We start from the raw sequence: 25110 nt of genomic DNA on the forward strand, positions 1-25110 counted from the left end.
ATGCTGTCCGAATTCTATTACTTAGTGCGCTCAAAAACTGACGGTAATTATCTCATCGCTCGTCCTGATACCGAAACATCAGGCTATTTATTGCTGTTTCAGGAAAACTTTGATGCCTTAAGCTATCTCAATACCCATGCGGCAGAACTGGCAAATCGCTTTGCTGTGGAATCTATTGCGCGTACACAGTTGGGAAACTTGCTCAAACGCTGGGGTTTTAGCGGTGTGGGTATTGTAACTGACCCGTTATTGCCCAAGGTTGAGTTTTTGCAGCATAGTTAAATTTATGGATTAGCGTAGATGCAAAGCGGTGAGGGGGTCGCAGTCTTAGCGAGACATCGCTTGCTCTGATGCTAAGTAAACTCAAAATTCATTCTGAGGTAGTTGTTGAAACTGCTGCATCTTAGTTGCAAGAGACTCAAGAGCGATTCTTTATTCGTTTTGAGATGACTATCGCAACAAATACAGGACTTACGCAGGAACTACGATTTTACGTCACGAGTGTTCGCGGAGCGTCTCGAAGAGAAGTAATCGCAAAGGCTTAGTTTCTCGTCATGAGTGCGTAAGCCCTAAAATATACTAGAGGCACTTCCTAACCTTACTATCTGTCTTTGTTAAAATATTTGCTTGCCTTATCTGCTTGATAGGAATCTCAATCACAAATTCTGTCCCCTTTTTAGGTGCAGAAACACACTTAATTTTTCCCTTATGCTTATCTACTACAATCTGATAACTAATAGATAATCCCAAACCAGTACCTTCGCCTACAGGTTTAGTAGTAAAGAAGGGGTCAAATAATTTAGTCTTAACTTCCTCAGTTACTCCTGAACCATTATCTTTAATGCTGATAATTACGCACTCTTGATTTTTAACTTCAGTATAAATAGTAATGAAACTGGAGTGTTGTTTAATCTCTTCTTTTAAGCGCTCCATCTCCTCTTTACGTAAAACATCGATGGCATTACTCAGGATATTCATGAAAACCTGATTTAATCCTCCCGCATAACATTCGACAAGAGGCAAACTACCATAGTCTTTAATAATTGCAATTTCTTGCTGTTCGGATTTTCCTTTAATACGATGCTGCAAAATTAACAGTGTGCTATCAATTCCTTCATGAATATCAACAGGTTTCATTTCTGCTTCATCAAGACGGGAGAAGTTCCGCAAGGTTAGGATAATCTCGCGAATACGATCAGCACCAACTGTCATTGAAGATAAGATTTTCGGCAGATCATCAATAATAAACTCTAAATCTATCTCATCAATCAAAAGACTTATTTCTGGGTTGTAATGAGGATATTGTTGCCGATATAGATTAGTTAAAGTTAGTAATTTCTGAGTATATTCTTTAACGTGTATTAAGTTGCCATAAATGAAATTAACAGGATTATTAATTTCATGAGCAACACCAGCAACTAGCTGACCTAGTGAAGACATCTTTTCAATTTGAATCAGTTGTACTTGAGTATGTTGCAATTCTTGCAGTGTCTGTTGTAATTGAATATTTTTCCGTTTTAATTTTTTTGTTCTCGCCGCCACTTGCATTTCCAAGATATAATTAGTTTCTTCTAAGGCGGCTTGAGCGATTTTTTTCGCTTTTAAATACTCTTGCAACAAATTTAATACCAAAAGCCATGCCGGAATAAGTATTATTAAACTTATGATAGATTCTAAAATTGCCCAAAACATTCTTTTGCGATATTCAGCAACTGTCTGCTCTAACTGAAGTGAGATATTACGCTTTCTTTTAGCAATTCCATCGGCATAAATGTGTTTATGAGTTTCATATTCAGGACTAGACAATAGTAGTTGGGCGGTTTTTTGTTGATTTTTTTTGACTAAATCAAAAGATTGATACTCCATTCTGACCAACTGCTGATTAGCAGCATCAATTTTTTTTGCATCCTCATTTTCATATGTTTTAGGAGCCAATTTAATAAATTCTTTAATGGCAACATCGAGTTTAGGTTCAAATTGCCGATACCGTTGTTCCCAAGTAAGGTTACCTGTAACAGCATTTATGCGGGCTGACATGGTTAATACTTCATCAAAATAGATAATTTCATCACTCAGTTTTTGGAGCTGAAATTCATTTTTAGTAATACTATTGAAATGATAATATGCTTGCCAATTAAGCAAAATTTGAGGAATAAATAAAAGTAGCGTTAGCAGTACTGTTATAGCTACTATTTGAGAGGGAAGAAATCTAAGTTTATAAGGTAAGTGCATTTTTATCCTCTTATTTTAGATACAGCAGAATTCAGAATTAAGGATAAGGAGTCATAGGTTGTTTGAAAAGTGTTTCGCTATGAATTTCTTTAGGCACTTTTAGATCCCCCCTAACCCCCCTTAAAAAGGGGGGAACCGGAATCAAAGTCTCCCAATTTATCGGGAGATTTAGAGGGATCTAAAACTTTTGATACCGACAAGAGGACTTTTCAAACAAACATCCTCTCAGAATGGGCTACGCCCTGCTGCGCTAACAGAAGTAAAACAGGCTTTATATCTGGCTTTTAGACTTAGCTTGTGTACTTTATTAACTTGAAATCTGCTGTATAATTATAATTGGGCATCAACCAAATTTCAATATGTTGTATGAGTTGGATCTCATCAGCATCAATACCAAAATAATTTCTGAGATAATTTATAGTCTCATTATGATACTTTTCAAAATTTATCTCATTCATTTGTTTTATTTTCATTTTTCTGCCATAAATAAAACCTAATTCAAAATTTATTAAATCTAATTTAGAAAACTTGTATGGATATGGAAATATAAATTTAGCAAAAAACTTATATATAAATAGATGGATTATATTAGTATTTAAGTCGTTTCCCATAGTAAATCCAATTACAAAAGCTTCATCTTGGGGAGAGATACCTCTACCTAAAAGTATGTGAATATAATCATGATTGTGAAGGCTAATCTTCCCAGGTAATGCCAAGGGGCTATTAGGATTCTCTAGTAACCAAATTACAAAAGGAATCTTCGTATTATATGAGCTAAATACTGTTGAATATGCCTCTTTTAACTTAATACGATTTGCATCTATTTGAAAAGTTGTATCTAAATCAAAAGTCATCTGCATACTCCCGAAGATTATTTAAAACAAAATTTTCTAAACTTTACTATTAGCATTGATGAATTTGATATTTACATGAATTTACTTTTATTCTGTAAATAGCAAAAACATGGCAATGAGTAGATTCTGTTAGATTGAATAAAAACTAACAAAATAGCTTACTTAATTAATATTTGTTTTTTCCTGATTTGTCTATGATATATCGGAAAAATTATTCTTATTTTTATAAAAAAATGCTAAAAATTAGTTAGTTATTGTAAAGTTTCAGTATTATCACCAATTAACTTTTTTAAAATTTATAATTACGTTATAAAGATGATGATTTAAATATTAAATTTAAATTTTAAAAATATAGGGTTGGTGTTTCAACGTAGTAAGATTTTTTAAAAATTAAAGTAATACTTACATTCATTGTGAAGATATATAGGACTCCTATTTAATTTTTGAAATACACGTAGGGGAGTCAGTGCGTTCATAAGTGTCAACTTAAGCGCAAACCCTTTTAAAACTCAATACGGTTCAGTTAAGGGCTACTGGTACAAAATTTTGGGTTTTTGAGACGCGATAAATCGCCGTCTCTACAAATGTTTTGGTCTTATCTGAACTGTATTGCTTTAAAACTTGGGTTTCATTCTTCAACTAGCGAGGGGAGCGATCGCATAACTAGCAACTTGGGTTATTAAGTAAATAAGGATGCGATCGCACAATTAAAATCAGGCAATATTGGTGAACTCAATTCATCACCATTAAACAACGTAGCAACTAACTTTAAACTCGCTTGTTCGCGTCGATAGACTTCCACCTGTTGCTTGCGCCAATCCACAATCCAATATTCTCTAACGCCTCTTGCTGAGTAAAGCTTTAGTTTAAATTCCCTGTCCCGCTTTTCGTTTTCACTACCAGCAGATAGCACCTCTACAACCAGTTCTGGCGCACCAGTCAAATGCCCCGCGTCGTCCAAAAGTAGCGTCAATCTCTTATTGCTAGCCCAGACAACATCAGGAATCACATTATCATGATCGCCAAAAATTATGCCTGGAGCAGTTACAACTTCTCCCAAACCAGTAGTTTGTGACCAATTATCCAAGGAAGTGCTAATTCTGACACAGGTTTTTTGATGGTTCCAGTGAGGCGCTTTGGTCACAAACAAGTCTCCGTCAATAATTTCATAACGGTTTCCGTTATCTGGAAATAATTCTAAGTCGGCGGTAGTCCAGCGCACTCTCTCAGATATCGGCTGGTTCATAAACCATCTATGTTTAGAGTATTTACTTATTTTAGCCTGAGTCAAAATTGAACATTAGTTAGGAGTGAGGAGTTAGGAGTTATTATTCATTCTCTGCTTCCCTCATTCCCCAGTCTCTAGTTCCTAGTACAATAGGGCGTAAATAAGCCACACATTTGTAATATCTGAAACCCTTGCTAAAACTTAATTACGAATTACGCAAAGCGGTACTAGCTTCTTACACCACTACCTTTTCTAAGCTCAATTTAGAACGCTTGACTTGCTCAGGAATCGCTACGGGATAATCTCCAGTGAAGCAAGCAGAACAGAAACTATTGGTGTCTTCTCGTGTCGCTTCTAGCATTCCTTCCCAGCTGAGATAAGCGAGGCTGTCTACTTCCAGTTGCTTGGCAATTTCCGCTACTGACTTTGTAGCAGCAATCAACTGATCCTGAGAATCGGTATCGATGCCATAGAAGCAGGGATGAGTTACAGGCGGAGAAGAAATTCGCATATGTACTTCTATTGCACCAGCTTCACGGATGGTTTTGACGAGTTTACGGCTGGTAGTACCCCGCACAATCGAGTCATCGACAATAATTACTCGTTTACCCACCAGTACATCTTTGAGGGGGTTGAGTTTCATGCGGATACCCGACTCGCGCATGGTTTGGGTTGGCTGAATAAAGGTTCGTCCAACGTAGCGATTTTTAATCAGTCCTTCAACGTAAGCTACACCGGAAGCCTGGGAAAATCCAATAGCAGCAGGTATACCAGAATCAGGAACACCAAAGACAATATCGGCATCTACAGCAGATTCTTCAGCTAATTGCCGCCCTAACCGCATTCGATAGCTGTACAAACTCTCGCTGTGCATGACGCTATCAGGACGGGCAAAGTAAATCATCTCAAAGATACACAATTTCCGCTCGGATTTTTGACTCCAATTATAGGAAGCCAAACCTTCTTCAGTAATCCAAACTAATTCACCTGGTTTAACGTCTCGCAGGTATTCGGCTCCAATGATGTCTAAACCACAAGTCTCGGAAGCCAAAACGTAACGGATTGGATTACCAGCTAAAGTGCCAATTACTAGCGGACGAATGCCATTGGGGTCACGGACACCCATAACGCCATTGGGAGTGCCAATAACTAAACTAAAGGCTCCTTGGCAACGGTGAAATGCCTGAATTGCACCTTCTAGCCAATCTGCGCCAGCATTGATGGCTTCTGCGATCGCAAAAGCGATCATTTCTGAGTCTGTTGTCGTGACTAAGTTACATTTATTCTCAAGCAACTCTTGGCGCAGTTGCACAGTATTGACTAAATTACCGTTATGTGCTAAAGCTAACGAACCTAAGCGAGTTTCCAGCACTGCGGGTTGGGCATTAACTTTGCGGCTAGAACCTGTGGTGGAATAACGAGTGTGACCAATACTAAGACTCCCAGGCAACTGCTCCAAGATGGATTCGTTGAAAACTTGAGACACCAAGCCCATATCTTTGTGGAGGTGTACTTGTGTGCCCTCAAATGTGGCAATCCCAGCTGATTCTTGACCCCGATGCTGAAGGGCATACAATCCAAAGTATGTCAGTTTAGCAACATCTTGTCCTGGTGCATAGATACCAAAAACACCACAAGCTTCTTCTGGCTTATCAGGACGATTTTCATGACTATTAATTGGGTTGTTGCTCTGGTCGGGGTAATCATCCGAAGTGACGGAATGAATAGAAATCATGCTAGCTTTGCTCCTGGTGGGGGGGTCAAGTCACAGGGATTATGTTGATAGATGGTGGCAGATTTCTTAACAAATCTTTAACCATCCATTAAAACAGTACCGTAATTATGCTCAGAGACGCTAATAGTTCTGAGTGAAGTCTAAATACTCAGCACTCAGAAGTAGTGGTGTGGATAGCGAGACGTCTGGCGATCGCGTGGCAATAATAATCTTCCATATCTTTAATACTAACTTTGATTAAGGCTTGATTATCAGTGGTGAAAACCCCCAAACCCGTCTCAAAATTACCGACCATACCCAGTTTTTGCCACTCTTGACCAAGATGTTCCTGTAAGTATGATTCCCAAATTTCCTGTCGTTCCGATGCTACAGAAACTAAAATCCGCGCACCACCTTCGCCAAACAGCACCTCATCAAGGCGAGGTAGTGCCTGGGTTGGTGCTATTTCCAAATTAATTTCGGCACCAAGCTTGCCAGCAATACAACATTCTGCTATTGCGATCGCCACTCCCCCCTCAGCACAATCATGGGCTGAACGCACCCAACCGTTACGAATTCCTTCACGACAAACTTTCTGGACGCGGCGTTCCAAGTCAAAATCTACCCGTGGCGGTTTTCCGGCAACAGTACTGTGGATAGTGGCTAAATACTCAGATGCTCCCAATTCAATTTTGGATTTTGGATTTTGGATTTTGGATTGTAATTCAATTTTGGATTGTATGGGTAATCCCAATAAGTAAATTACATCGCCAGATGCTTGCCAACCTTGACCACAAATTTTGGTTAAATCGGGAATCAAGCCCACCATACCTACTACTGGAGTGGGATAAATTGGTTGTGGGATGCCTTGAGAATCAAGGGTTTCGTTGTATAAAGAGACATTTCCGCCTGTGACCGGTGTTGCCAATTCCCGACAACCTTCAGCCAAACCGCGACAAGCTTCTGCTAATTGCCAGTAACCAATCGGTTTTTCTGGAGAGCCAAAATTTAGGTTATCTGTCACCGCCAGAGGTTCTGCACCCACACAGCTAAGATTGCGTGCAGCTTCTGCCACTACTGCCTTAGCTCCCTCGTAAGGATCAAGATAAACATAACGAGGATTGCAATCTACCGTAGCAGCAACACCGCGTTGGGCATTGAGAATTCTTCTCTGCTCCTCTGCCCCCCCGCTCCCCTGCCCCCTATTCTCTTCAAGGGGGCGCAAACGGATAACAGCCGCATCTGCACCACCTGGTAATATTACTGTATTATTTTGTACTTGATGATCATACTGACGATATACCCAGTTTTTAGAAGCGATCGTGGGTGTATCCAGCAAAGTTAACAGAATATCGCTCCAACTTTGCAGGCGTCCTTGAAGTTCTATTCCAGTAGTTGTGCAATCAGGCAAGGAATCAGGAGTCCATTCCCAAGCTTGACGCGCATATTCTGGTGGTTCTGTCAACAACTCCCGATGATACAGTGGGGTATTCTCCGCCAAAGCTTCAGCAGGAATTTCGGCTGCTACTTTACCCTCAAAGAAAATCCGCACGATGGGTTCAGCTATGACTGTTCCAGCAACAACAGCTTGAAGTCCCCAACGGTGGAAAATGTCGATTAATTCCTGCTCACGCCCCTTGTGGGCAACGAACAGCATTCGTTCTTGAGATTCTGAAAGCAAGTATTCATAAGGAACCATCCCCATTTCTCTGACGGGAATCTTATCTAAATCTAGTTCAATTCCCACACCACCTTTTGCCGCCATCTCTGAGGTAGAACAGGTGATCCCAGCAGCTCCCATATCCTGGGCGGCGACAACTGCACCTGTCTTAAATGCTTCCAGACAAGCTTCAATTAACGACTTTTCCAAAAAGGGGTCGCCCACTTGCACAGCAGGACGGTTATCCATTGACTGATTACTCAATTCTGCACTGGCAAAACTCGCGCCTCCCATGCCATCGCGCCCGGTGGTGGAACCAACATACAGCACGGGATTGCCTAAACCAGATGCTCCAGATTTGACAATTTCTGGTGTTTCCATCAAACCCAGTGCCATCACGTTCACCAGAGGATTACCAGAGTAAGCCGGGTCAAAGTAAACTTCGCCGCCAACGGTGGGTACTCCCACACAGTTATGTGTAACTATCCCGCTTGAAGTCACGAATAGATGGGTATTATCTACTTCAACATCGTACACATCACATTCATCAACGGCTTGGCATTGAATGCTTTTAATTTTGACAACAGCTACATCTTCAGCAGACTGAGTAAAGCGTGGGAATGAATGTTTAGTGCCATTATAACGATTCAAAGCAATAGCTAATTCCCCATTTCGCTCTTGACTAAAAACATTGGCCAAAGCTTTTAATCCCGCAAAATTATTAACTTCCAATTGCCATAATGGTTGGCTAATGTGCTTGCGTCCTTCAATTTCTCCCTCACCTGCTGGTTTGCGATAAATATATGGTATTACTCCTTGACTTTGTAGCAGAAGGACTGTTTGCTCAAACAGCTTGCGGCTCGTTGTCCCAAAGCTAATTTTGGCATTATTCCCATGAGTTTTTGTGGTCATGGAACCATCACCACGCAACAAACCTTTTAAGGCTTCACGTTGTAAGTCAGCAGACCATTGAAAAATAAAGCTAGGGAATGCCTTATTACTAGCTTGAGTTCCACACTGCCAGACATTCCTTAAAAAATGCCCCAATAGCCATGAAGTAGCATAAACAGCAATAGTTGAAACCCGCTTTTCCACACAAGGACGCAATCCGAGGTACTTCAACCCAGCGATCGCATCATCAACATACTCTGTTTCATGATGAGCAAAGGTGAAAATAATTTTATAGGTATTCCCATTTTGGGAAACACAACCTTCTGCGAGGAAATAGCCAATTAAGCGGGCAAATAATTCATCAGGTTGAATGACAGCACTCATGTAATTAGCTTTACCCCGACGGAACAAGCGGATATCGCTATGTGAAACCTTGAGTAGCAGTTCTAAAGCGAAAAAGTGTGAGAGGGGAAATCTACCAGTACTCAGATATTGATGACGGTTGCTAGCTAAAGGTTCAAGTAACCTTAAAGCAGTACGAACAACTTCTGTTACCTGCCAATTCTCTGGTAGTTGAACGTATACATTTTTACCACTGCTATCTTCTGGATTTAAAGCAGCAAGTAAGTCTAGTGGTTCGTTTGTTTCTTCTCTAGCTAATTTTGGTAATGCAGTTAGTATGGGGATTTCATTGCCTACTTGTAAAGATTGTGCTACGGCAATATCCCATTCACCTTTTGAGCAAATTAGCATGGGGTGGTCTGGCGTTACTATTAAGGTACGTCCAAGGGCTGTGCGGATAGTAATCAGATTTTGGGTGTGGCGCTTGAAAATACGGCGTACACGCTGCCAACAAACATTGTGGCTGTTTGGGTCTAAAGAAAGTGTTTGAACTGCATCTGCATCTTCTAGTTCTAAAGTAGTGACATTGGCTCTTAAGCGTGATTCGACAAAGTTGCCAATAGTGTCAAAATGTACACCCTTTTTATCTTTCCAGATAAATGCTTCATTACCGACTAAACAATTACCATAATGGGCAATTCCTGCCACTACACCAGTAAATAACCTTTGGGTTTTGGCATCTTCTAGGGAACCAAAGCGCAGCGAGTTTAATATGGCAATGGGACGCGCACCCATTGTAAAGATATCTCTGAGAATGCCTCCTACTCCCGTTGCAGCTCCTTGAAAGGGTTCGACTGCTGAGGGGTGGTTGTGAGATTCAATTTTGAAGGCTAGTTGGAATCCGTCACCTAAGTCTACAACACCAGCATTTTCACCAGGACCCACGAGGATGCGCGTTCCTTCGGTGGGAAATTGTTTGAGTAGAGGTCGAGAATTTTTGTAACAGCAATGCTCTGACCACATTACCCCAAACATTCCCAGTTCGGCTTTGTTGGGATGACGCCCTAACCGACGGACAATTTCTGTATATTCTTCTGGCTTAAGACCTTCAGCAGCGATTTCTTGGGGAGAAAAGAAAGCAGGAGATGTGGCGGTCATGGAAATAATGCACCAATTGTACAGAGCATTATTCTATCGATTTACTGTACCTATAGGTGCAGTTCTAGGATGGTTCATGGGTGATAGTACAGTTGAGCTAAACAAATCTACTTAAAATAAATATCGTAATACGTCTAAAGATAGATTGTAGTGAATCTTGATATATTGGTAATTGTACTGTTATTAACCAAGTAATAAAATTTTCTTTTCTTGAACGTGCATAGATGATTTGCAGATTATGAAAATGGCTATCAGCCTGTGAGATAACCCACTAGTTGAACGCAGAATAAATTCATAGGACGCGATCGCAAACAAGTTTTAATCCCGTAAATTCTGATTATTTGGAACTTCATTGCCGGAAGTGATTCCTACAACAGCGGACTCAATCACTGAATCGCTCTTGGATAAAGGATTCCGGGAATTTTTTTGAGAAACGGCTCATCCAAATGAGCAAACCGACCATACTAAACCCAATTAAGAGGATTTTGATCATGCCTAGACTTACCGTTCCACCCAATTTCATCGGCACCTCCGGAAACGACACTTTACTTGGGGAAGAATTAAATGCCTCTGTAGCAATTGGTATTGATATTTTAACTGGAGGTTTCATTTGTACGCGCTCAGGGGAAGATGCGATCGCTGGCATCGGTACTGGCGGCATCGGCATTGACGGCGATGACAATATCGACGGCATTGTCGGCGACGGCGGCGACGGCGGTACTGGGACAGGCATCGCTAACAGTGGCAAATTGAATACAGGGGACGGAAAAGACACTATCTCTGGCACTGGTACTGGTGGCAACGGTGGCATCGGCGGCGACGACATCATCGGCGGCGGCGACGGCATTGGCGGCGACGGCGGCGACGGCGGTACTGGGACAGGCATCGCTAACAGTGGCAAATTGAATACAGGGGACGGAAACGACGCGATCGCTGGCACTGGTAATGGCGGCAACGGTGGCAACGGCGGCGACGCCTTCGGCACCGGCGGCAACGGCGGTACTAGCACAGGCATTGTCAACAGTGGCAAATTGAATACAGGGGACGGAAACGACGCGATCGCCGGCACTGGGAAGGGCGGCGACGGCGGCGACGGCGGCGACGGCATTAGGGATGGCGGCGACGGCGGCGACGGCGGTACTGGGATAGGCATTTTCAACAGTGACAGTCTGAATACAGGGGACGGAAACGACACGATCATCGGCATTGGTACTGGCGGCGACGGCGGCACCGGCGGCGGTACTGGCACAGGCATTGTCAATAGTGGCAGTCTGAATACAGGCGACGGAAAAGACACGATCACTGGCACCGCCACTGGCGGCATCGGCGGCAACGGTGGTACTAGCACAGGCATTGTCAACAGTGGCAGCCTGAATACAGGAGACGGAAAAGACACGATCACTGGCACAGGGAAGGGCGGCAACAGCTTCTCCGGCAACAACGGCAGTACTGGCACAGGCATTGTCAACAGTGGCAGTCTGAATACAGGGGATGGAGAAGACACGATTACTGGCACTGGCACTGGCACTGGCGGCACCGGCACTGACCGCTTCGGCGGCAACGGCGGCAACGGTGGTACTGGCACGGGCATTGTCAACAGTGGCAGTCTCAATACAGGGGACGGAGAAGACATTATCATCGGCATGGGTACTGGCGGCATCGGTGGCGTTGATTTCGACGGCGGTGACGGCGGTACTGGCACAGGCATTGTCAACAGTGGCAGTCTCAATACAGGGGACGGAGAAGACGCGATCGCTGGCACTGGTAATGGCGGCATCGGCGGCAGTGCTGCTTTCGAGGGCGGCGACGGCGGTGTTGGCACTGGCATCGATAATAGTGGCAGTCTGAATGCCGGGGACGGAAACGACACTATCAACGGCACCGGTATTGGCGGCATCGGCGGCGACGCCTTAGGTACTGGCGACGGGGGTGTTGGCACTGGCATCGCTAACAGTGGCAGTCTGAATGCTGAGGACGGAAAAGACACGATCACTGGCACAGGGAAGGGCGGCAACGGCGGCAACGGCGGCGTCTTCGGCTTTTTCAGCGGCAGCGACGACGGCGGTACTGGGACAGGCATTGTCAACAGTGGCAGTCTGAATACAGGCGACGGAAACGACACGATCGCTGGCACAGGGAAGGGCGGCGACGGCGGCAACGGCGGCATCGGCGACGGCTTTAACGGCGGCGAAGGCGGCGACGGCGGTACTGGCACTGGAATCGCTAATAGTGACAGTCTGAATACCGGGGACGGAAACGACGCGATCGCTGGCACAGGGAAGGGCGGCAACGGCGGCAACGGCGGAAACGGCTTTGACGGTAGCGAAGGTGGCGGTGGCAATGGTAGCGACGGTGGCGACGGCAGTACCGGCACTGGAATCGCTAACAGTGACAGTCTGAATACAGGCGACGGAAACGACGCGATCACCGGCACAGGGAAGGGCGGCAACGGCGGCATCGGTGGCGATGGCATTGACTATGGCGACGGTAGCAGTGCCGACGGTGGCGACGGTGGCGACGGCGGTACTGGGACAGGTATCAATAACAGTGGCAGTCTGAATACCGGGGACGGAAACGACGCGATCACCGGCACAGGGAAGGGCGGCAACGGCGGCATCGGTGGCAACGGCTTTGACGGTGGCAACGGTGGCAACGGTGGCAACGGCAGTATTGGCACTGGAATCACCAATAGTAACAGTCTGAATGCAGGGGACGGAAATGACGCGATCGCTGGCACAGGTACTGGCGGTAACGGTGGCGGCGGCGCCAACACCTTCGGCTCCGGCGGCGACGGCGGTACTGGCACAGGCATCAATAACAGTGGCAAACTCAATACTGGAGACGGAAATGACGCGATCGCCGGCACAGGTATCGGCGGCAACGGCGGCAACGGCGACGACATCTTCGGCTCCGGCGGCGACGGCGGAACTGGGACAGGCATCAATAACAATGGCAAACTCAATACAGGGGACGGAAATGACGCGATCGCTGGCACAGGTATCGGCGGCAACGGCGGCATCGGCGGCTTCGGCTTCGGCAACGGCGGCATCGGCGGAACTGGGACAGGCATCAATAACAGTGACAAACTCAATACAGGGGACGGAGAAGACACGATCACTGGCACAGGTATCGGCGGCAACGGCGGCCCTGGCGGCCGCTTCGGCGAATCCGGCAATGCTGGGGATGGGATCGGCATTTTCAACAGTAGCAGTCTGAATGCAGGGGACGGAAACGACACGATCGCCGGCACAGGGAAGGGCGGCAACGGCGGCAGCGGTCGCATCAGCGGCAACAGCACAGCTGGAACTGGCATCGCTAACAGGGGCGAACTGCACACGGGGGAGGGAGGAGACAGGATCATCGGCATCGGTACTGGCGGCATCGGCGGCTCTAGTATTACCGGCAACAACGGTGGTACTGGAACTGGCATTGATAACGGTAGTAGTCTAAATGCAGGGGATGGAAACGACACGATTACTGGCACAGGTACTGGCGGCAAGGGCGGCGACGGCGGTGCGTCCACTGGCAACGGCGGTACTGGGATCGGCATTGCTAACAGTGGCAGTCTGAATGTAGGGGATGGAAACGACGCGATCGCTGGTATAGGTACTGGTGGTATCGGCGGCGACGATGGCAGCACTGCCGGCGACGGCGGTACTGGAACAGGCATCATTAACAGTGGCAGTCTGAATACTGGGGACGGAAACGACGCGATCGCTGGCAATGGCACTGGTGGCATCGGCGGCAACCCCGGTGGCAGTCCCGGCGACGGCGGTACTGGAACAGGCATCGTTAACAGTGGCAGTCTGAATACTGGGGACGGAAACGACGCGATCGCTGGCATTGGCACTGGCGGCAACTTTAACGGCATTGACGGTAGCGACGGCGGTACCGGGATCGGCATCGATAACAGTGGCAGTCTGAATACTGGGGACGGAGAAGACGCGATCACTGGCACCGGCAACGGCGGCATCGGTGGTAACGGCATTGACGGCGGCAACGGTGGCAACGGTGGTAACGGCACTGGAATAACTAATAGTAACAGTCTGAATACTGGGGACGAAAACGATGCGATCGCTGGCATCGGTACTGGTGGCAACGGCGGAGATTCCTTGTACAGCAACGGCGGCGACGGCGGTACTGGCACAGGTATTGCTAACAGTGGCAGTCTAAATACAGACGACGGAAACGACGCGATCGCTGGCACAGGGAAGGGCGGCAACGGCGGCATCGGTGGCGACGGCTTTGACTATGGCGACGGTAGCAGTGCCGACGGTGGCGACGGTGGCGACGGTGGCGACGGCGGTAGTGGGACAGGCATCGCTAACAGTGACAGTCTGAATACCGGGGACGGAAACGACGCGATCACTGGCACAGGCAAGGGCGGCAACGGCGGCATCGGCGACGGCGACGGTAGGGACATCGGCGACGGTAGCGGCATCGGCATCGACGGCAACGGTGGCAACGGTGGTACTGGCACAGGTATTGCTAACAGTGACAGTCTGAATACAGGCGACGGAAACGACGCGATCGCTGGCACAGGGAAGGGCGGTAACGGTGGCGTCGGCGGCAACACCTTCGGCTCCGGCGGCGACGGCGGTACTGGCACAGGCATCAATAACAGTGGCAAACTCAATACTGGAGACGGAAATGACGCGATCGCCGGCACAGGGAAGGGCGGCATCGGTGGCGATGCCGATGGCAGTGGTGGCAACGGCAGTACTGGGATCGGCATCGTTAACGATAGCGAACTGAATACAGGGGACGGAAATGACGCGATTACCGCTACTGGTACTGGCGGCAACGGCGGCAACGTCATCAACGGCTTCGACAATGGCGGCGACGGCGGTAGTGGGACAGGCATCGCTAACAGTGGCAGTATTAATGCAGGGGACAAAGAAGACACAATCACTGGCATCGGTACTGGCGGGAATGGCGGCAACGGCGGCTTCCAGGGTGGCGACGGTGGTACTGGGACAGGCATCGCTAACAGTGGCAGTCTGAATGCAGGTGACGGAAACGACACAATCATCGGCAACGGTACTGGCGGCAACGGCGGTAACCGCGGCATTGGCCGCACTCCTGGCGCCAATGGTGGTAGTGGGACAGGCATCGCTAACAGTAGCAGTATTAATACAGGAAATGGACAAGACACGATCATCGGCACTGGCACTGGCGGCACACCTACTGGCGGTCGCGACGGCGGCAGTGGTGGTAGTGGGACAGGTATCAGCAATAGTGGCGAACTGGATACCGGAGTCGGAGAAGACACGATCACTGGCAACGGTATCGGTAGCATCGGCGGTGGCGGGACTTTCAGCGGCAATGGCGGCACTGGAATCGGCATCGCTAACAGTGGCAGTATTAATACAGGGGATGGAAAAGACACGATCATTGGCACAGGTACTGGCGGCGACAATGGCGGCGGCGCCTTTAGCGGCGACGGCAGTATTGGAACTGGCATTGCTAACAGTGGCAGTCTGAATGCAGGAGATGGACAAGACACGATCGCAGGTACAGGTACTGGCGGCAACGGTGGCGTGGGCTTTCCCCAGGCTGGCGACGGCAGTATTGGAACTGGCATTGCTAACAGTGGCAATCTGAATGCAGGAGATGGACAAGACACGATCGCGGGTACAGGTACTGGCGGCAACGGCGGTAACGGCGTCACTGAAAGGGGTCTCGGCGGTGCTGGAATCGGCATTGCTAACAGTGGCAGTCTGAATGCAGGGAATGGACAAGACACGATCGCGGGTACAGGTACTGGCGGCAACGGCGGCAACGGCATCGAAGTCCCCTCTGATGGCGACGTTGGCGGTACTGGGACAGGCATCGCTAACAACAGTGACAGTTTTAATACAGAGGACGGAAACGACACGATCATCGGCACTGGGAAGGGCGGCAACGGCGGCAACGGCGGCGACGGTGGTACAGATACTGGCGGCAACGGCGGCAACGGCGGCAACGGTGGTACTGGGGCAGGCATCGCTAACAGTGGCGGTATTAATACAGGGGATGGAAACGACACGATCACTGGCACCGGTGCTGGCGGCAACGGCGGCATCGGCGGCAACGGCAGCATCAGTTCTGGCGGCATCGGCGACGGTGGTGCTGGGATCGGCATCCAGAATATTAAAGACGCCACCATCACTACAGGGACAGGCAAGGACACGATTACGGGTAATGGGAACAGTTCAGGAACAAACTCCACCGCCTATGGCATCGTCAATGATGGAATCATTGATACCGGCAAGGATTCTGACATTCTTACCGGACAGGCTACAACAACAATTGGTGGTACTGCCTATGGTATTTATGGAGAAGGAATCATCAAGACTGGCGATGGTAATGACAAAATTATTGCCACCAGTATCCTAGATGGAGTTCAACAGAAAGTCTCTATCGGTGGCGGGTTAAGTATTAATCTGGGCACTGGAGATGACTACTTGAAAGGGTTCGGTGCTGCGACTGTTGATGGCGGGGACGGTTTTGATACCTTCGATCTTAGAGCTTTTAATCGTTCTGAACTCATCGTATCTGGTGTTATTTCTGGCAATATCCTTAAAAGTGCTAACATCAGTTTCAACAACAATGGAAACTCCATTAGCTTGTCCACCACTGGCTTTGATAATTTTGTCTTTGCAGATAGCTCTTTCTCTTACAGCACTCTGACAAACGGGGCATGAGTTTCTTAATTCGTCTATCTCGTTTTTAACCACTGAGTGTCTAATTTGCGTTGTCAGCTTAAGAGCAGACAACGCATCTATCCGTGTATATACTTTAGGCTCCAAACTTGTATAGATTTACTGGAACTCAGGAATTATTCGGGTATATGCAGTTTATCTATACCAAGGAAGTGACGAGAATCACACATCTCTATGATTAGGATCGTCTCCTTGCGATCGCTAAGTCGGCATAATTAATATCAATTGAACTCTAGCCGAGTCATTAATAGGGAACACACTTAAATTGCCGACAGTATCCGTAAAGGACTGTCGGTTTTTTGTATCTGGATATCAAATACCCCATACCCATAAAATTTCCCCACAACTGGTTTGTAACTTGACAAAGATTTTGCCACAGCCACTACCAAATGTGGGGAGAGTATGATCAAATTGGGGATATTATGCCTATCGAGCGCTAATATCTTGCACTCGCTCTAATAGAACAGAAGTATACTCCTATAGCTAGCACACACTTTGTATTAAGACATCGCTTGAATGATGTAATCAAAGTATGGTGCTGCTTGAGCAGCGTCTTCCGCGCTCAGTAAGCCAAGGGAGGCTGTTTTGAGTGAATTGATAGCTTCTACCATTCCAGGCACAGGAACGCCCAAGGAATTGTACATTTCCCGCACGCCAATCAAACCAATTTTTTCAATTGGTTCTTTATCACCAGCAAGTACACCATAAGTAATTAGGCGTAAGTACCAGCCAAAATCACGGATACATAGAGAGCGTTGACGTTCTCCGTAAGCATTACCACCGGGAGAGATAAAGTCAGGACGTTTCTGCCAAAGTTGTTTGGTTGCTTCCTGAACTATCTTTTTTTCGTTTTCAGCTAGGGTAGCAGCAATCCGTGTCCGTTGTACACCGGTTTCCAGAAAGTCTTTGATATTTTTAAGTTCGCCACTGCTGGGATAACGCAGTTCGTCGTCGGCTTTGAGAATGACTTGGTTAATTACAGTCATGGTTATTGAAATCACCTGAAATATTATTATTTGCTAGTTTAACGAGTCTGAGGTACACAAGTGAAGGGATAAAAGTTACTTATGTATTGAATTTATCTGTTTGGGTAAAATAGCGAGTGGGGAGTGGGGAGTGGGGGAGAATAATTACTAGTGATTAATGACCAATGATCAATGATTAAAATAGTATGGCAACAGGGTGAATTAATTGAAGTTACGATCGCCGACTTGAGCGATACAGGCGATGGTGTGGGACGTGCTGATGGGCGTGTAGTGTTTGTCCCAGATACTGTACCAGGCGATCGCGCCATTGTCCGCTTGGTACACGTAAAACCCAAATACGCCCACGGGAAACTCCAGGAGCTATTGGAACGATCCCCCCACCGGATCAGACCTAGTTGTATTGTGGCTGATAAGTGTGGTGGTTGCCAGTGGCAGCATATTAATTATGATTACCAGCTAGCTGCCAAGCAAAATCAAGTTATCCAAGCAATGGAGCGCATTGGCAATTTTGTCCAACCACCAGTAGATTTGGTACTTGCTGCCCCTTCTGCTTTCGCCTACCGTAACAAATCTACATATCCTCTAGGCAAATCAGCAATAGGACAGGTACAAGCTGGTTACTACCAAAAAGGTAGCCACCAATTAATTAACTTAAATCAATGTCCAGTCCAAGATGCGCGCTTAAATCCCTTACTAGCCGAAGTTAAGCAGGACATCCAACAGCAGGGTTGGCAAATTTACGACGAACAAAGACATCAAGGGCAAATTCGTCATCTCGGTTTACGCATTGGCCGACACACTGGGGAAATGTTGCTGACTTTGGTGGTGAAGGACTGGAATTTATCAGGAATTGAAACCCAAGCCCAGGAGTGGTTAAAGCGCTATCCCCAGTTGGTGGGAGTGTCACTCAATCGCAATGGCGATCGCACAAATGCTATCTTTGGATCAGAAACCCGTTGCATCGCTGGAGTCCCCCACCTGCATGAGAATTTTGCTGGACTGGAATTTCAAGTGCTGCCAGATACATTTTTTCAAGTTTATACAGAAACAGCAGAGGCACTATTGCAGGTAATTCAATCAGAACTCAATCTTCAAGGGGATGAGTTGCTAGTTGATGCTTATTGTGGTATTGGAACTTTAACTTTACCCCTGGCCAAAAAAGTACGTATTGCTACAGGGTTAGAAGTGCAACCAGCAGCAGTAGAACAAGCGATTTTGAATGCCCAGCGCAACGGAATTGATAATGTAACATTTCAAGTCGGGGCAGTAGAAAAATTGCTTCCCAAAATGGGCATAACACCAGAAATAGTAATACTCGATCCGCCACGTAAGGGGTGCGATCGCGCTGTCATCGACACTTTACGGCAACTAAAACCATCTCGGATCGTTTACCTCAGCTGTAAAGTCGCTACCCTTGCTCGCGATCTGAAATTACTTTGTCAAGATGGGCAATATACTATCACACGGGTACAACCTGCTGATTTTTTTCCTCAAACGGCTCATGTTGAAGCTGCCGCCTTTCTTGTGCTATCACATTTGGACAAAGAAGGGTACTAAGTCCTTTCAAAAACTGAAATTTGAAATTTCTAGTCTAGTGCATACCAAAGATGCTAATATTGAATTAAGCTAAAAATAGAAACTTCTTTTGTTTAAAGAAATTCAAGTTGTATAGGCTCCTAAAAATATGAAGTGGATTGTGTAAATTACAAATCGGCAACCAATTTAGAGTATGCCAATACTGTCCTTAACTATTAGCATCTTTCTAATTAGCTGGCTTGATTATCAAATTTATTCCAGCCGCTATACACTCAAGCAATGCCAACTCATCCATAGAACCAATGCTCCCTAGCATTTTGAAAATTTAGTTTTAAAGACGCAAGTTTGAAGGCAGCATGACCACCTCAAGTTTTATCAGGGTGCCTGTAATAGCAAACTGATGTCTAGCTAACTGAAAGCTATGGGGTTTCTCTTGTGATTACCATTTCACTCCGTCCAGTTGGACGTTATTGGGGTACTATTAGTTTTGCCTCAACACTCTACCTTTGTCCCATATTAGATTTACTGTTGGCAGAAATTCCAGCCAAATTACAAGCAGAACTGCGGCTAGGACTTCAAGAAGCCCTAGTAAACGCAGCTAAACATGGCAATAATCTTGATCCCAGTAAAACAGTTCTAGTGCGTTTTTCCTTAATAGATAATCAATATTGGTGGATAATATCAGACCAGGGTAGCGGCTTTACTCCTTCATCTAGTAGTAATGAAGAATCAACAGATTATCTCCCACCAGATGAGGCAGAAAGTGGTCGTGGTTTATGTCTTCTCCATCAAATTTTTGATCAGGTAGAGTGGAACCGCAAAGGCACAGAATTAAGGCTTTGTAAACAAATGGAAAATCGCCGTAGATTATCTCTGCGACGATAAAGGGGAGTGGGGAGTGGGGAAGGTTATTAGTTGATTGATTTTTCTACTCCCTATTCCCTACTCCCTACTCCCTACTTTCCATGAGTTGGACAGGGAGGGGCAGAAATAGAGTGATCTAACCAACTAACTGCTTGTTCTAATCTAGCTTGAGCTTCTTGTGGCTGATTCTTTAAAAGATACACAATAGCTGCTGCCACTTGTTCATTAGCGCGGGAATTGCGGTTAGACTTGAGACGATGCCAATCGTTAGGGGAGATACTCAGCCTTTCCATCAGGACTTGAGCTAGTTCCAGAGTACTAAGTTCATTCAGTTGACTGGTTTTAGGCAGCTGGGTAGATTGAGACATAATTATGAGTGCTGAGTGCTGTGTGCTGAGTGCTGAGTCAAAAACTTATAGTTTTAATTTTGACTATTGGCAGACTCGTATTTTAATCTTAATTTACTACTTATAAATGAAGCCGCCAAAACAATCGCGATCGCCAGGGGAAACTCCAGAACCAAATTTTGAACAAGAACTAGAGGAAGTAGAGCGATCGCTCCTATCCTTAAAAGAACGTTATGATCAAGTGCAACGCGATCGCCAACAACAGGCACAATGGCAACAGCGTCGGGATCAACTGAAGCACAATAAATCTCAGACACCACAAATCAAAGCAGAGTTACGGCAAATTCAACAGCAGTTGGAAATGCTAGAACTAAACTTAGAAAGCCAGTTATTTTCTTGGCGTAGCCTCAAAAAACCTTTCTGGCAAGTCGTCCGCTTTGGTGGAATGGGCGTTATCATAGGCTGGATATTAAAGTCTTATGCTGGGTAATCTCAATTTTGGATTTTAGATTTTGGATTTTGGATTGGGTTAGCTCGTTAATATTCTTTAATATTTGTACTCTCTACGTTGACGAAATATAAGTTATAAAATATGGTAAATCGACGGATTGCAGAAATATTGCGAAGTGGTCAACCTGATGAGTCTCTCCAAATTCAAGGCTGGGTGCGGACGAAACGCGATTCCAAAGGGTTTGCTTTTATTGAAGTCAATGACGGCTCATCACTAGCTAATTTGCAAGTCGTCATTAATCAAGATTTGCCAGATTACGAAGCTATATTGAAAAAATTAAATACAGGCGCTGCTGTGGAAGTAGCAGGGGTGTTAGTGGCTTCTCTTGGCAAAGGACAGCGAATTGAGTTGAAAGCCGAGATAGTGAAAGTCTATGGTGAAGCTGATCCCGATACATATCCCCTGCAAAAGAAACGCCATTCCTTTGAGTTTCTGCGAACCATTGGACATTTGCGATCGCGTACCAATTCTTTTGGTGCGGTTTTCCGGGTCAGAAATGCTTGTTCGACAGCAATTCACCAATTTTTCCATGAAAGAGGCTTTTTGTGGGTACACACACCCATCATCACTGCTAGCGATTGCGAAGGCGCGGGTGAACTTTTTAGTGTTACCAGTTTGGATTTAAAGAATATTCCCCGCACAGAAAATCAAGCAGTAGATTACAGCCAAGACTTTTTTGCTAAACCCACATATTTAACAGTTAGCGGCCAGTTGGAAGCGGAAGTTATGGCGATGGCGTTTTCTAACGTCTACACCTTTGGCCCTACCTTCCGTGCAGAAAATTCCAACACTTCCCGCCACTTAGCAGAATTTTGGATGGTTGAGCCAGAAATGGCATTTTGTGACTTAGAAGGTGATATGGATTTAGCTGAGGCGTTTCTCAAACACATTTTCAAATATGTGTTGGAAACTTGCCCAGAAGATATGGAATTTTTTAATGAACGCATTGATAAATCTGTGTTGGCAACAGCCGATAATATTATTAATAATCAATTTGAGCGTTTAACTTACACAGAAGCGATCGCACTTTTAGAAAAAGCTGATGTTAAATTTGAATATCCTGTAAGTTGGGGTTTAGACTTACAATCAGAACACGAACGCTATCTAGCTGAACAATTATTTAAAAAGCCTGCGATCGTTACAGATTATCCAGCGCAAATCAAAGCTTTTTATATGCGTTTGAACGACGATGAAAAAACCGTCCGCGCAATGGATATTCTCGCACCCAAAATTGGCGAGATTGTTGGCGGTTCCCAGCGAGAAGAACGTTTAGAAGTATTAGAACGCCGCGTGTTAGCGCAAGGATTAAACCCAGAAGACTTGTGGTGGTATCTTGATTTGCGTCGTTATGGTACTGTCCCTCATGCTGGGTTTGGGTTAGGTTTTGAAAGACTCGTGCAATTTATGACGGGTATGGGAAATATTCGTGATGTGATCCCCTTTCCTCGTACACCCCAAAGTGCTGAGTTTTAGTTTGAGAATTTGAAACCCAGGCAATTAGAAATCCAGTCTACACAAATCAATTCCGTTTGCGAGGACTAATAGAAACTTTGAAACCCGCGAGTGATCGCGGGTTTTGCTTGTGTAGTCGCGTATTTTCTAAAGCAATTAGTTTAAATTAAGATTTTTGAATCTCCTCTTGTAAAACTTGAATTTGCTCAATAGATAATTCAGTAACTTGAGCAATTTGCTCTAAACTCATTCCAATTCGCAACAAATTTAAAGCCAACTTTCTTCTTGTTTCTGCTTCGCCTTTGGCTTCGCCTTCTTCTAGGATTTCTTGATAAATGACTGATTCGCGCATAATCTCACTCCTTAAAATCTTCCTAATTACATCTTTCTTTAACACCAGACCTGCTAAAATGCCACTGGCAGCAGCTATATTTCTTTGTAGCTGGCGATCGCTAATTGCTTCAACTGCTTTGGCTACTTGGGTTAATACCATTGTAGGATCGCTTGTCTGACTTAGCACGGCAAAGGGTAATAGACCTGGAATACTCATAAATATATCTGTTGGTTGTTCCCACAGGCGTATTACCTCAAACTGATGGTAAGTGTTGTTTAATTTAAAACTGTTTTCACTGACTAATTCTGAACTTGTTTTTCTCAAATAGATTACTATTTGACGCATTTCTTTGTGAGGAAAGCGGCGATAAACCCTAACCCGATAATCTAACATCCGAAAGGGGATATCTTCATCAGGGTCAGTTTGAAACTCAGTATGTAGAACTAAATCATCAGATTGCAATAAGATTAATGAATCGGCGCGAATTGGTTCGCTTGATAATTCAGTAGGGCTAAGTTCTGTTAATTTAATCGGTGAACCTAGCAACCATGTTGCTAAATCATCTTTGAAGTTTTCAGCAATGAATTTACAAATATTGTCATACATGACAGCTTTAAATAAAGGGGATCAGGTATTGTTTATTAAGATTAAATTTATTTATGTTGGGTTGAGGCAAGGAAACCCAACATAATAATACTACATCACTGTTTTAAACAGCATCTAATTACCAAGTACTTCTTGTCTACGCCGCTCCTGTTCCTGTTCCTCAACTCCTTGGCGTACTTCCAAATATTTTTTTTCAGCTGCCTTAACTTCACGCATTATTACTAATCTTAATTCACGAGCTTCATCGCCATCTCCTAAAAGAGAAATTAATTCCCTTCTTTGTGCTTTTTCAAGTGTAAAAAACCACTTTATAAAAGCTTTTAAAATTTCTTCTCGTGAACCGGATACCTCATCATGGGCAACAACACAGGAAGGACAAACGTTAACCTTGTAACTTCTATACCAGTCTATTTCCCTCTCTCTAAAGTTAGCTCCGCTACCAATTACTTGCCTGGTTTGAGAGCATTCCCGACTCGATACATCTTGATTGGCAATACAGTCTAAAATAGAAGTTTGATTAGAACTACCAAATAGGCTTGCTAGAGATGCAGCAACAACAGAACCAGGATATCCAGGAAGTATTTCTCCTGTTGAATCAAGCCAAGGATATTTAGTCAATACTAAGGAGTAATGATATCGAGAATGTATACAATGTGTGATTGCTTTCTCTTGATTATAGGAATTTTCCAGATATTGATTAATACTATTTGTATCAAATCCCATTCGCTTGTAATAGTTAGAAGAAAATATATTTTCTTGGCAGCTTTTCGCCACCTGAGCTAGTCTACTCATATTTACCTGTGCATCACTTTTCATTGGTGTTAACAATAAAGCCGAGCTAGTTACCACCAAAGTAATTAAGCTTTTCACAGTGAATTTCATCATTGATTTCCCTCTCTTATTACTTGTTCTAATTCATCAGAAGTTTTAGGAATTGGATATGTAGATTCCCAAGGATTAGGGATATTAGCCCCATCATTATTTGTATCTACTGTATTTTCTGGTCGTTCTGTTGTCACTTGTTGCTTAGGTGGTACTTGCCGTTGATTTGAGGTTGTTACAGTTGTTTTTGGTTGCTTCTTAGTTTGCAAATAAACTTGTTTAGCTTTTTCAAGGTTAATTTTTGTCTGTTGCTGTTTATCGGCTTGTTGCCTTTTTTGTGTTATTAAAGCCCTTGCCCTTATATCAGCATTTAACTGCTCTCTTCTTTGCCTCATTTCTCTTTTTTCCCTTATCACAGCTTCTAACTGCTCTCTTGCTGTTCTAACAGCAGCTTCTTTTCTAATAGCCGCTTGTCTTTCTTCCTCCGCTTTTAAAGCAGCCTGAAGTTTTTGTTTTTCTATCTCCTTTATTTGAGCTTGTTCGGTTTCTGCTTTGTCAGATGTAGGCAAAGTTGAAGGGTAATCGACCACGGGGCGATCGCAAATTACAAGAAAGTAAAACCCATTGACATCAAAGAGTTAGAGTTCAAAAGAAGCAGACAGCAGACTGATTCAATTTGGGAAATCAAACTGTATAAATTCGTGGGTTTTAAGCAGCATTTTTGACAGCAACTTTACTCGGCAGGAACTTGTGGAAGTAAAGAAGGAGTTGGTTGACCCTGGCGTTTAGCGCTAATGGCTTGAGTCAAAAATTCCAAGACATTTCGACGCTGAGACTTGAGCGGAGCCGGAGACGCTCCGCCTCCGGAG

Annotated in this window: 16 protein-coding genes; 6 read left to right on the top strand and 10 right to left on the bottom strand. The window is 45.1% G+C overall.

The annotated features are described in order from the left end of the window. Positions 1-282 carry a hypothetical protein gene (locus F8S12_RS22575; protein ID WP_196518502.1) on the top strand — a complete coding sequence of 94 codons (282 nt, stop codon included), beginning with the start codon at positions 1-3 and terminating at the stop codon, positions 280-282. 297 nt (positions 283-579) lie between these two features. Here the strand turns inward: F8S12_RS22575 and F8S12_RS22580 are convergent, their stop codons facing one another. The 5 genes from F8S12_RS22580 to purL all read right to left on the bottom strand — a co-directional run bounded on the left by F8S12_RS22580 (position 580) and on the right by purL (position 10079). After that, the gene (locus F8S12_RS22580) at positions 580-2232 is read right to left on the bottom strand and encodes a sensor histidine kinase (protein WP_196518504.1); all 1653 of its coding nucleotides are present in this window, start codon (positions 2230-2232) and stop codon (positions 580-582) included. A 290-nt stretch (positions 2233-2522) separates the two neighbouring features. Continuing rightward, on the bottom strand, positions 2523-3086 hold the full coding sequence (locus F8S12_RS22585) for a hypothetical protein (protein WP_196518505.1): 564 nt from the start codon (positions 3084-3086) through the stop codon (positions 2523-2525). A gap of 679 nt (positions 3087-3765) precedes the next feature. Further along, positions 3766-4332 (bottom strand): Uma2 family endonuclease, encoded by a 567-nt coding sequence (locus tag F8S12_RS22590; protein ID WP_196518506.1) that lies wholly within the window; start codon positions 4330-4332, stop codon positions 3766-3768. A 217-nt stretch (positions 4333-4549) separates the two neighbouring features. Then, complete coding sequence (gene purF, locus F8S12_RS22595; RefSeq protein ID WP_196518508.1) at positions 4550-6049, bottom strand: amidophosphoribosyltransferase; 1500 nt, start codon at positions 6047-6049, stop codon at positions 4550-4552. A gap of 148 nt (positions 6050-6197) precedes the next feature. Then, positions 6198-10079, bottom strand: coding sequence for a phosphoribosylformylglycinamidine synthase subunit PurL (gene purL, locus F8S12_RS22600; protein ID WP_196518510.1), 3882 nt, complete (start codon positions 10077-10079; stop codon positions 6198-6200). Between the two features lie 491 nt (positions 10080-10570). Here purL and F8S12_RS22605 point away from each other — a divergent pair, with 491 nt between their 5' ends. Next, positions 10571-16765 carry a beta strand repeat-containing protein gene (locus F8S12_RS22605; RefSeq protein WP_196518512.1) on the top strand — a complete coding sequence of 2065 codons (6195 nt, stop codon included), beginning with the start codon at positions 10571-10573 and terminating at the stop codon, positions 16763-16765. 518 nt (positions 16766-17283) lie between these two features. Here F8S12_RS22605 and F8S12_RS22610 read toward each other — a convergent pair. Next, complete coding sequence (locus F8S12_RS22610; RefSeq protein WP_196518514.1) at positions 17284-17769, bottom strand: allophycocyanin subunit alpha-B; 486 nt, start codon at positions 17767-17769, stop codon at positions 17284-17286. 171 nt (positions 17770-17940) lie between these two features. On the opposite strand from F8S12_RS22610, the gene rlmD reads away from it, so the two are divergent. Further along, a complete protein-coding gene (gene rlmD / locus F8S12_RS22615) occupies positions 17941-19326 on the top strand; it encodes a 23S rRNA (uracil(1939)-C(5))-methyltransferase RlmD (protein ID WP_196518516.1) in 1386 nt (461 codons plus the stop codon). 414 nt (positions 19327-19740) lie between these two features. Continuing rightward, on the top strand, positions 19741-20190 hold the full coding sequence (locus tag F8S12_RS22620) for an ATP-binding protein (protein WP_196518517.1): 450 nt from the start codon (positions 19741-19743) through the stop codon (positions 20188-20190). A 71-nt stretch (positions 20191-20261) separates the two neighbouring features. Here F8S12_RS22620 and F8S12_RS22625 read toward each other — a convergent pair whose 3' ends face one another. Next, the gene (locus F8S12_RS22625; RefSeq protein ID WP_196518518.1) at positions 20262-20537 is read right to left on the bottom strand and encodes a DUF6439 family protein; all 276 of its coding nucleotides are present in this window, start codon (positions 20535-20537) and stop codon (positions 20262-20264) included. Positions 20538-20643: 106 nt separating this feature from the next. Here F8S12_RS22625 and F8S12_RS22630 point away from each other — a divergent pair, with 106 nt between their 5' ends. Together F8S12_RS22630 and asnS are read left to right on the top strand one after the other, a co-directional pair. Then, the gene (locus F8S12_RS22630) at positions 20644-21006 is read left to right on the top strand and encodes a hypothetical protein (protein ID WP_196518519.1); all 363 of its coding nucleotides are present in this window, start codon (positions 20644-20646) and stop codon (positions 21004-21006) included. A gap of 102 nt (positions 21007-21108) precedes the next feature. Beyond that, positions 21109-22500, top strand: coding sequence for an asparagine--tRNA ligase (asnS, locus tag F8S12_RS22635; RefSeq protein ID WP_196518521.1), 1392 nt, complete (start codon positions 21109-21111; stop codon positions 22498-22500). Positions 22501-22645: 145 nt separating this feature from the next. On the opposite strand, the gene F8S12_RS22640 is transcribed toward asnS, so the two are convergent. From F8S12_RS22640 to F8S12_RS22650, 3 genes are all read right to left on the bottom strand, one after another. After that, positions 22646-23419, bottom strand: coding sequence for an Rpn family recombination-promoting nuclease/putative transposase (locus F8S12_RS22640; RefSeq protein WP_196518522.1), 774 nt, complete (start codon positions 23417-23419; stop codon positions 22646-22648). A 114-nt stretch (positions 23420-23533) separates the two neighbouring features. Beyond that, entirely contained in the window at positions 23534-24289 is a 756-nt protein-coding gene (locus F8S12_RS22645; protein ID WP_230968199.1) for a hypothetical protein, read from the bottom strand. An 11-nt stretch (positions 24290-24300) separates the two neighbouring features. After that, positions 24301-24810, bottom strand: coding sequence for a hypothetical protein (locus F8S12_RS22650; protein ID WP_196518525.1), 510 nt, complete (start codon positions 24808-24810; stop codon positions 24301-24303). Positions 24811-25110: the final 300 nt, after the last annotated feature.

Source organism: Nostoc sp. WHI (assembly GCF_015714725.1).
Classification (GTDB): domain Bacteria; phylum Cyanobacteriota; class Cyanobacteriia; order Cyanobacteriales; family Nostocaceae; genus Nostoc.

Bases quoted from the DNA above. Each gene is read 5' to 3' on its own strand.
- asnS (WP_196518521.1), top strand. From the start codon at position 21,109: ATGGTAAATCGACGGATTGCAGAAATATTGCGAAGTGGTCAACCTGAT.
- purF (WP_196518508.1), bottom strand. From the start codon at position 6,049: ATGATTTCTATTCATTCCGTCACTTCGGATGATTACCCCGACCAGAGC.
- F8S12_RS22580 (WP_196518504.1), bottom strand. From the start codon at position 2,232: ATGCACTTACCTTATAAACTTAGATTTCTTCCCTCTCAAATAGTAGCT.
- F8S12_RS22605 (WP_196518512.1), top strand. From the start codon at position 10,571: ATGCCTAGACTTACCGTTCCACCCAATTTCATCGGCACCTCCGGAAAC.
- F8S12_RS22630 (WP_196518519.1), top strand. From the start codon at position 20,644: ATGAAGCCGCCAAAACAATCGCGATCGCCAGGGGAAACTCCAGAACCA.
- rlmD (WP_196518516.1), top strand. From the start codon at position 17,941: ATGATTAAAATAGTATGGCAACAGGGTGAATTAATTGAAGTTACGATC.
- F8S12_RS22585 (WP_196518505.1), bottom strand. From the start codon at position 3,086: ATGACTTTTGATTTAGATACAACTTTTCAAATAGATGCAAATCGTATT.
- purL (WP_196518510.1), bottom strand. From the start codon at position 10,079: ATGACCGCCACATCTCCTGCTTTCTTTTCTCCCCAAGAAATCGCTGCT.
- F8S12_RS22610 (WP_196518514.1), bottom strand. From the start codon at position 17,769: ATGACTGTAATTAACCAAGTCATTCTCAAAGCCGACGACGAACTGCGT.
- F8S12_RS22590 (WP_196518506.1), bottom strand. From the start codon at position 4,332: ATGAACCAGCCGATATCTGAGAGAGTGCGCTGGACTACCGCCGACTTA.
- F8S12_RS22575 (WP_196518502.1), top strand. From the start codon at position 1: ATGCTGTCCGAATTCTATTACTTAGTGCGCTCAAAAACTGACGGTAAT.
- F8S12_RS22640 (WP_196518522.1), bottom strand. From the start codon at position 23,419: ATGTATGACAATATTTGTAAATTCATTGCTGAAAACTTCAAAGATGAT.
- F8S12_RS22625 (WP_196518518.1), bottom strand. From the start codon at position 20,537: ATGTCTCAATCTACCCAGCTGCCTAAAACCAGTCAACTGAATGAACTT.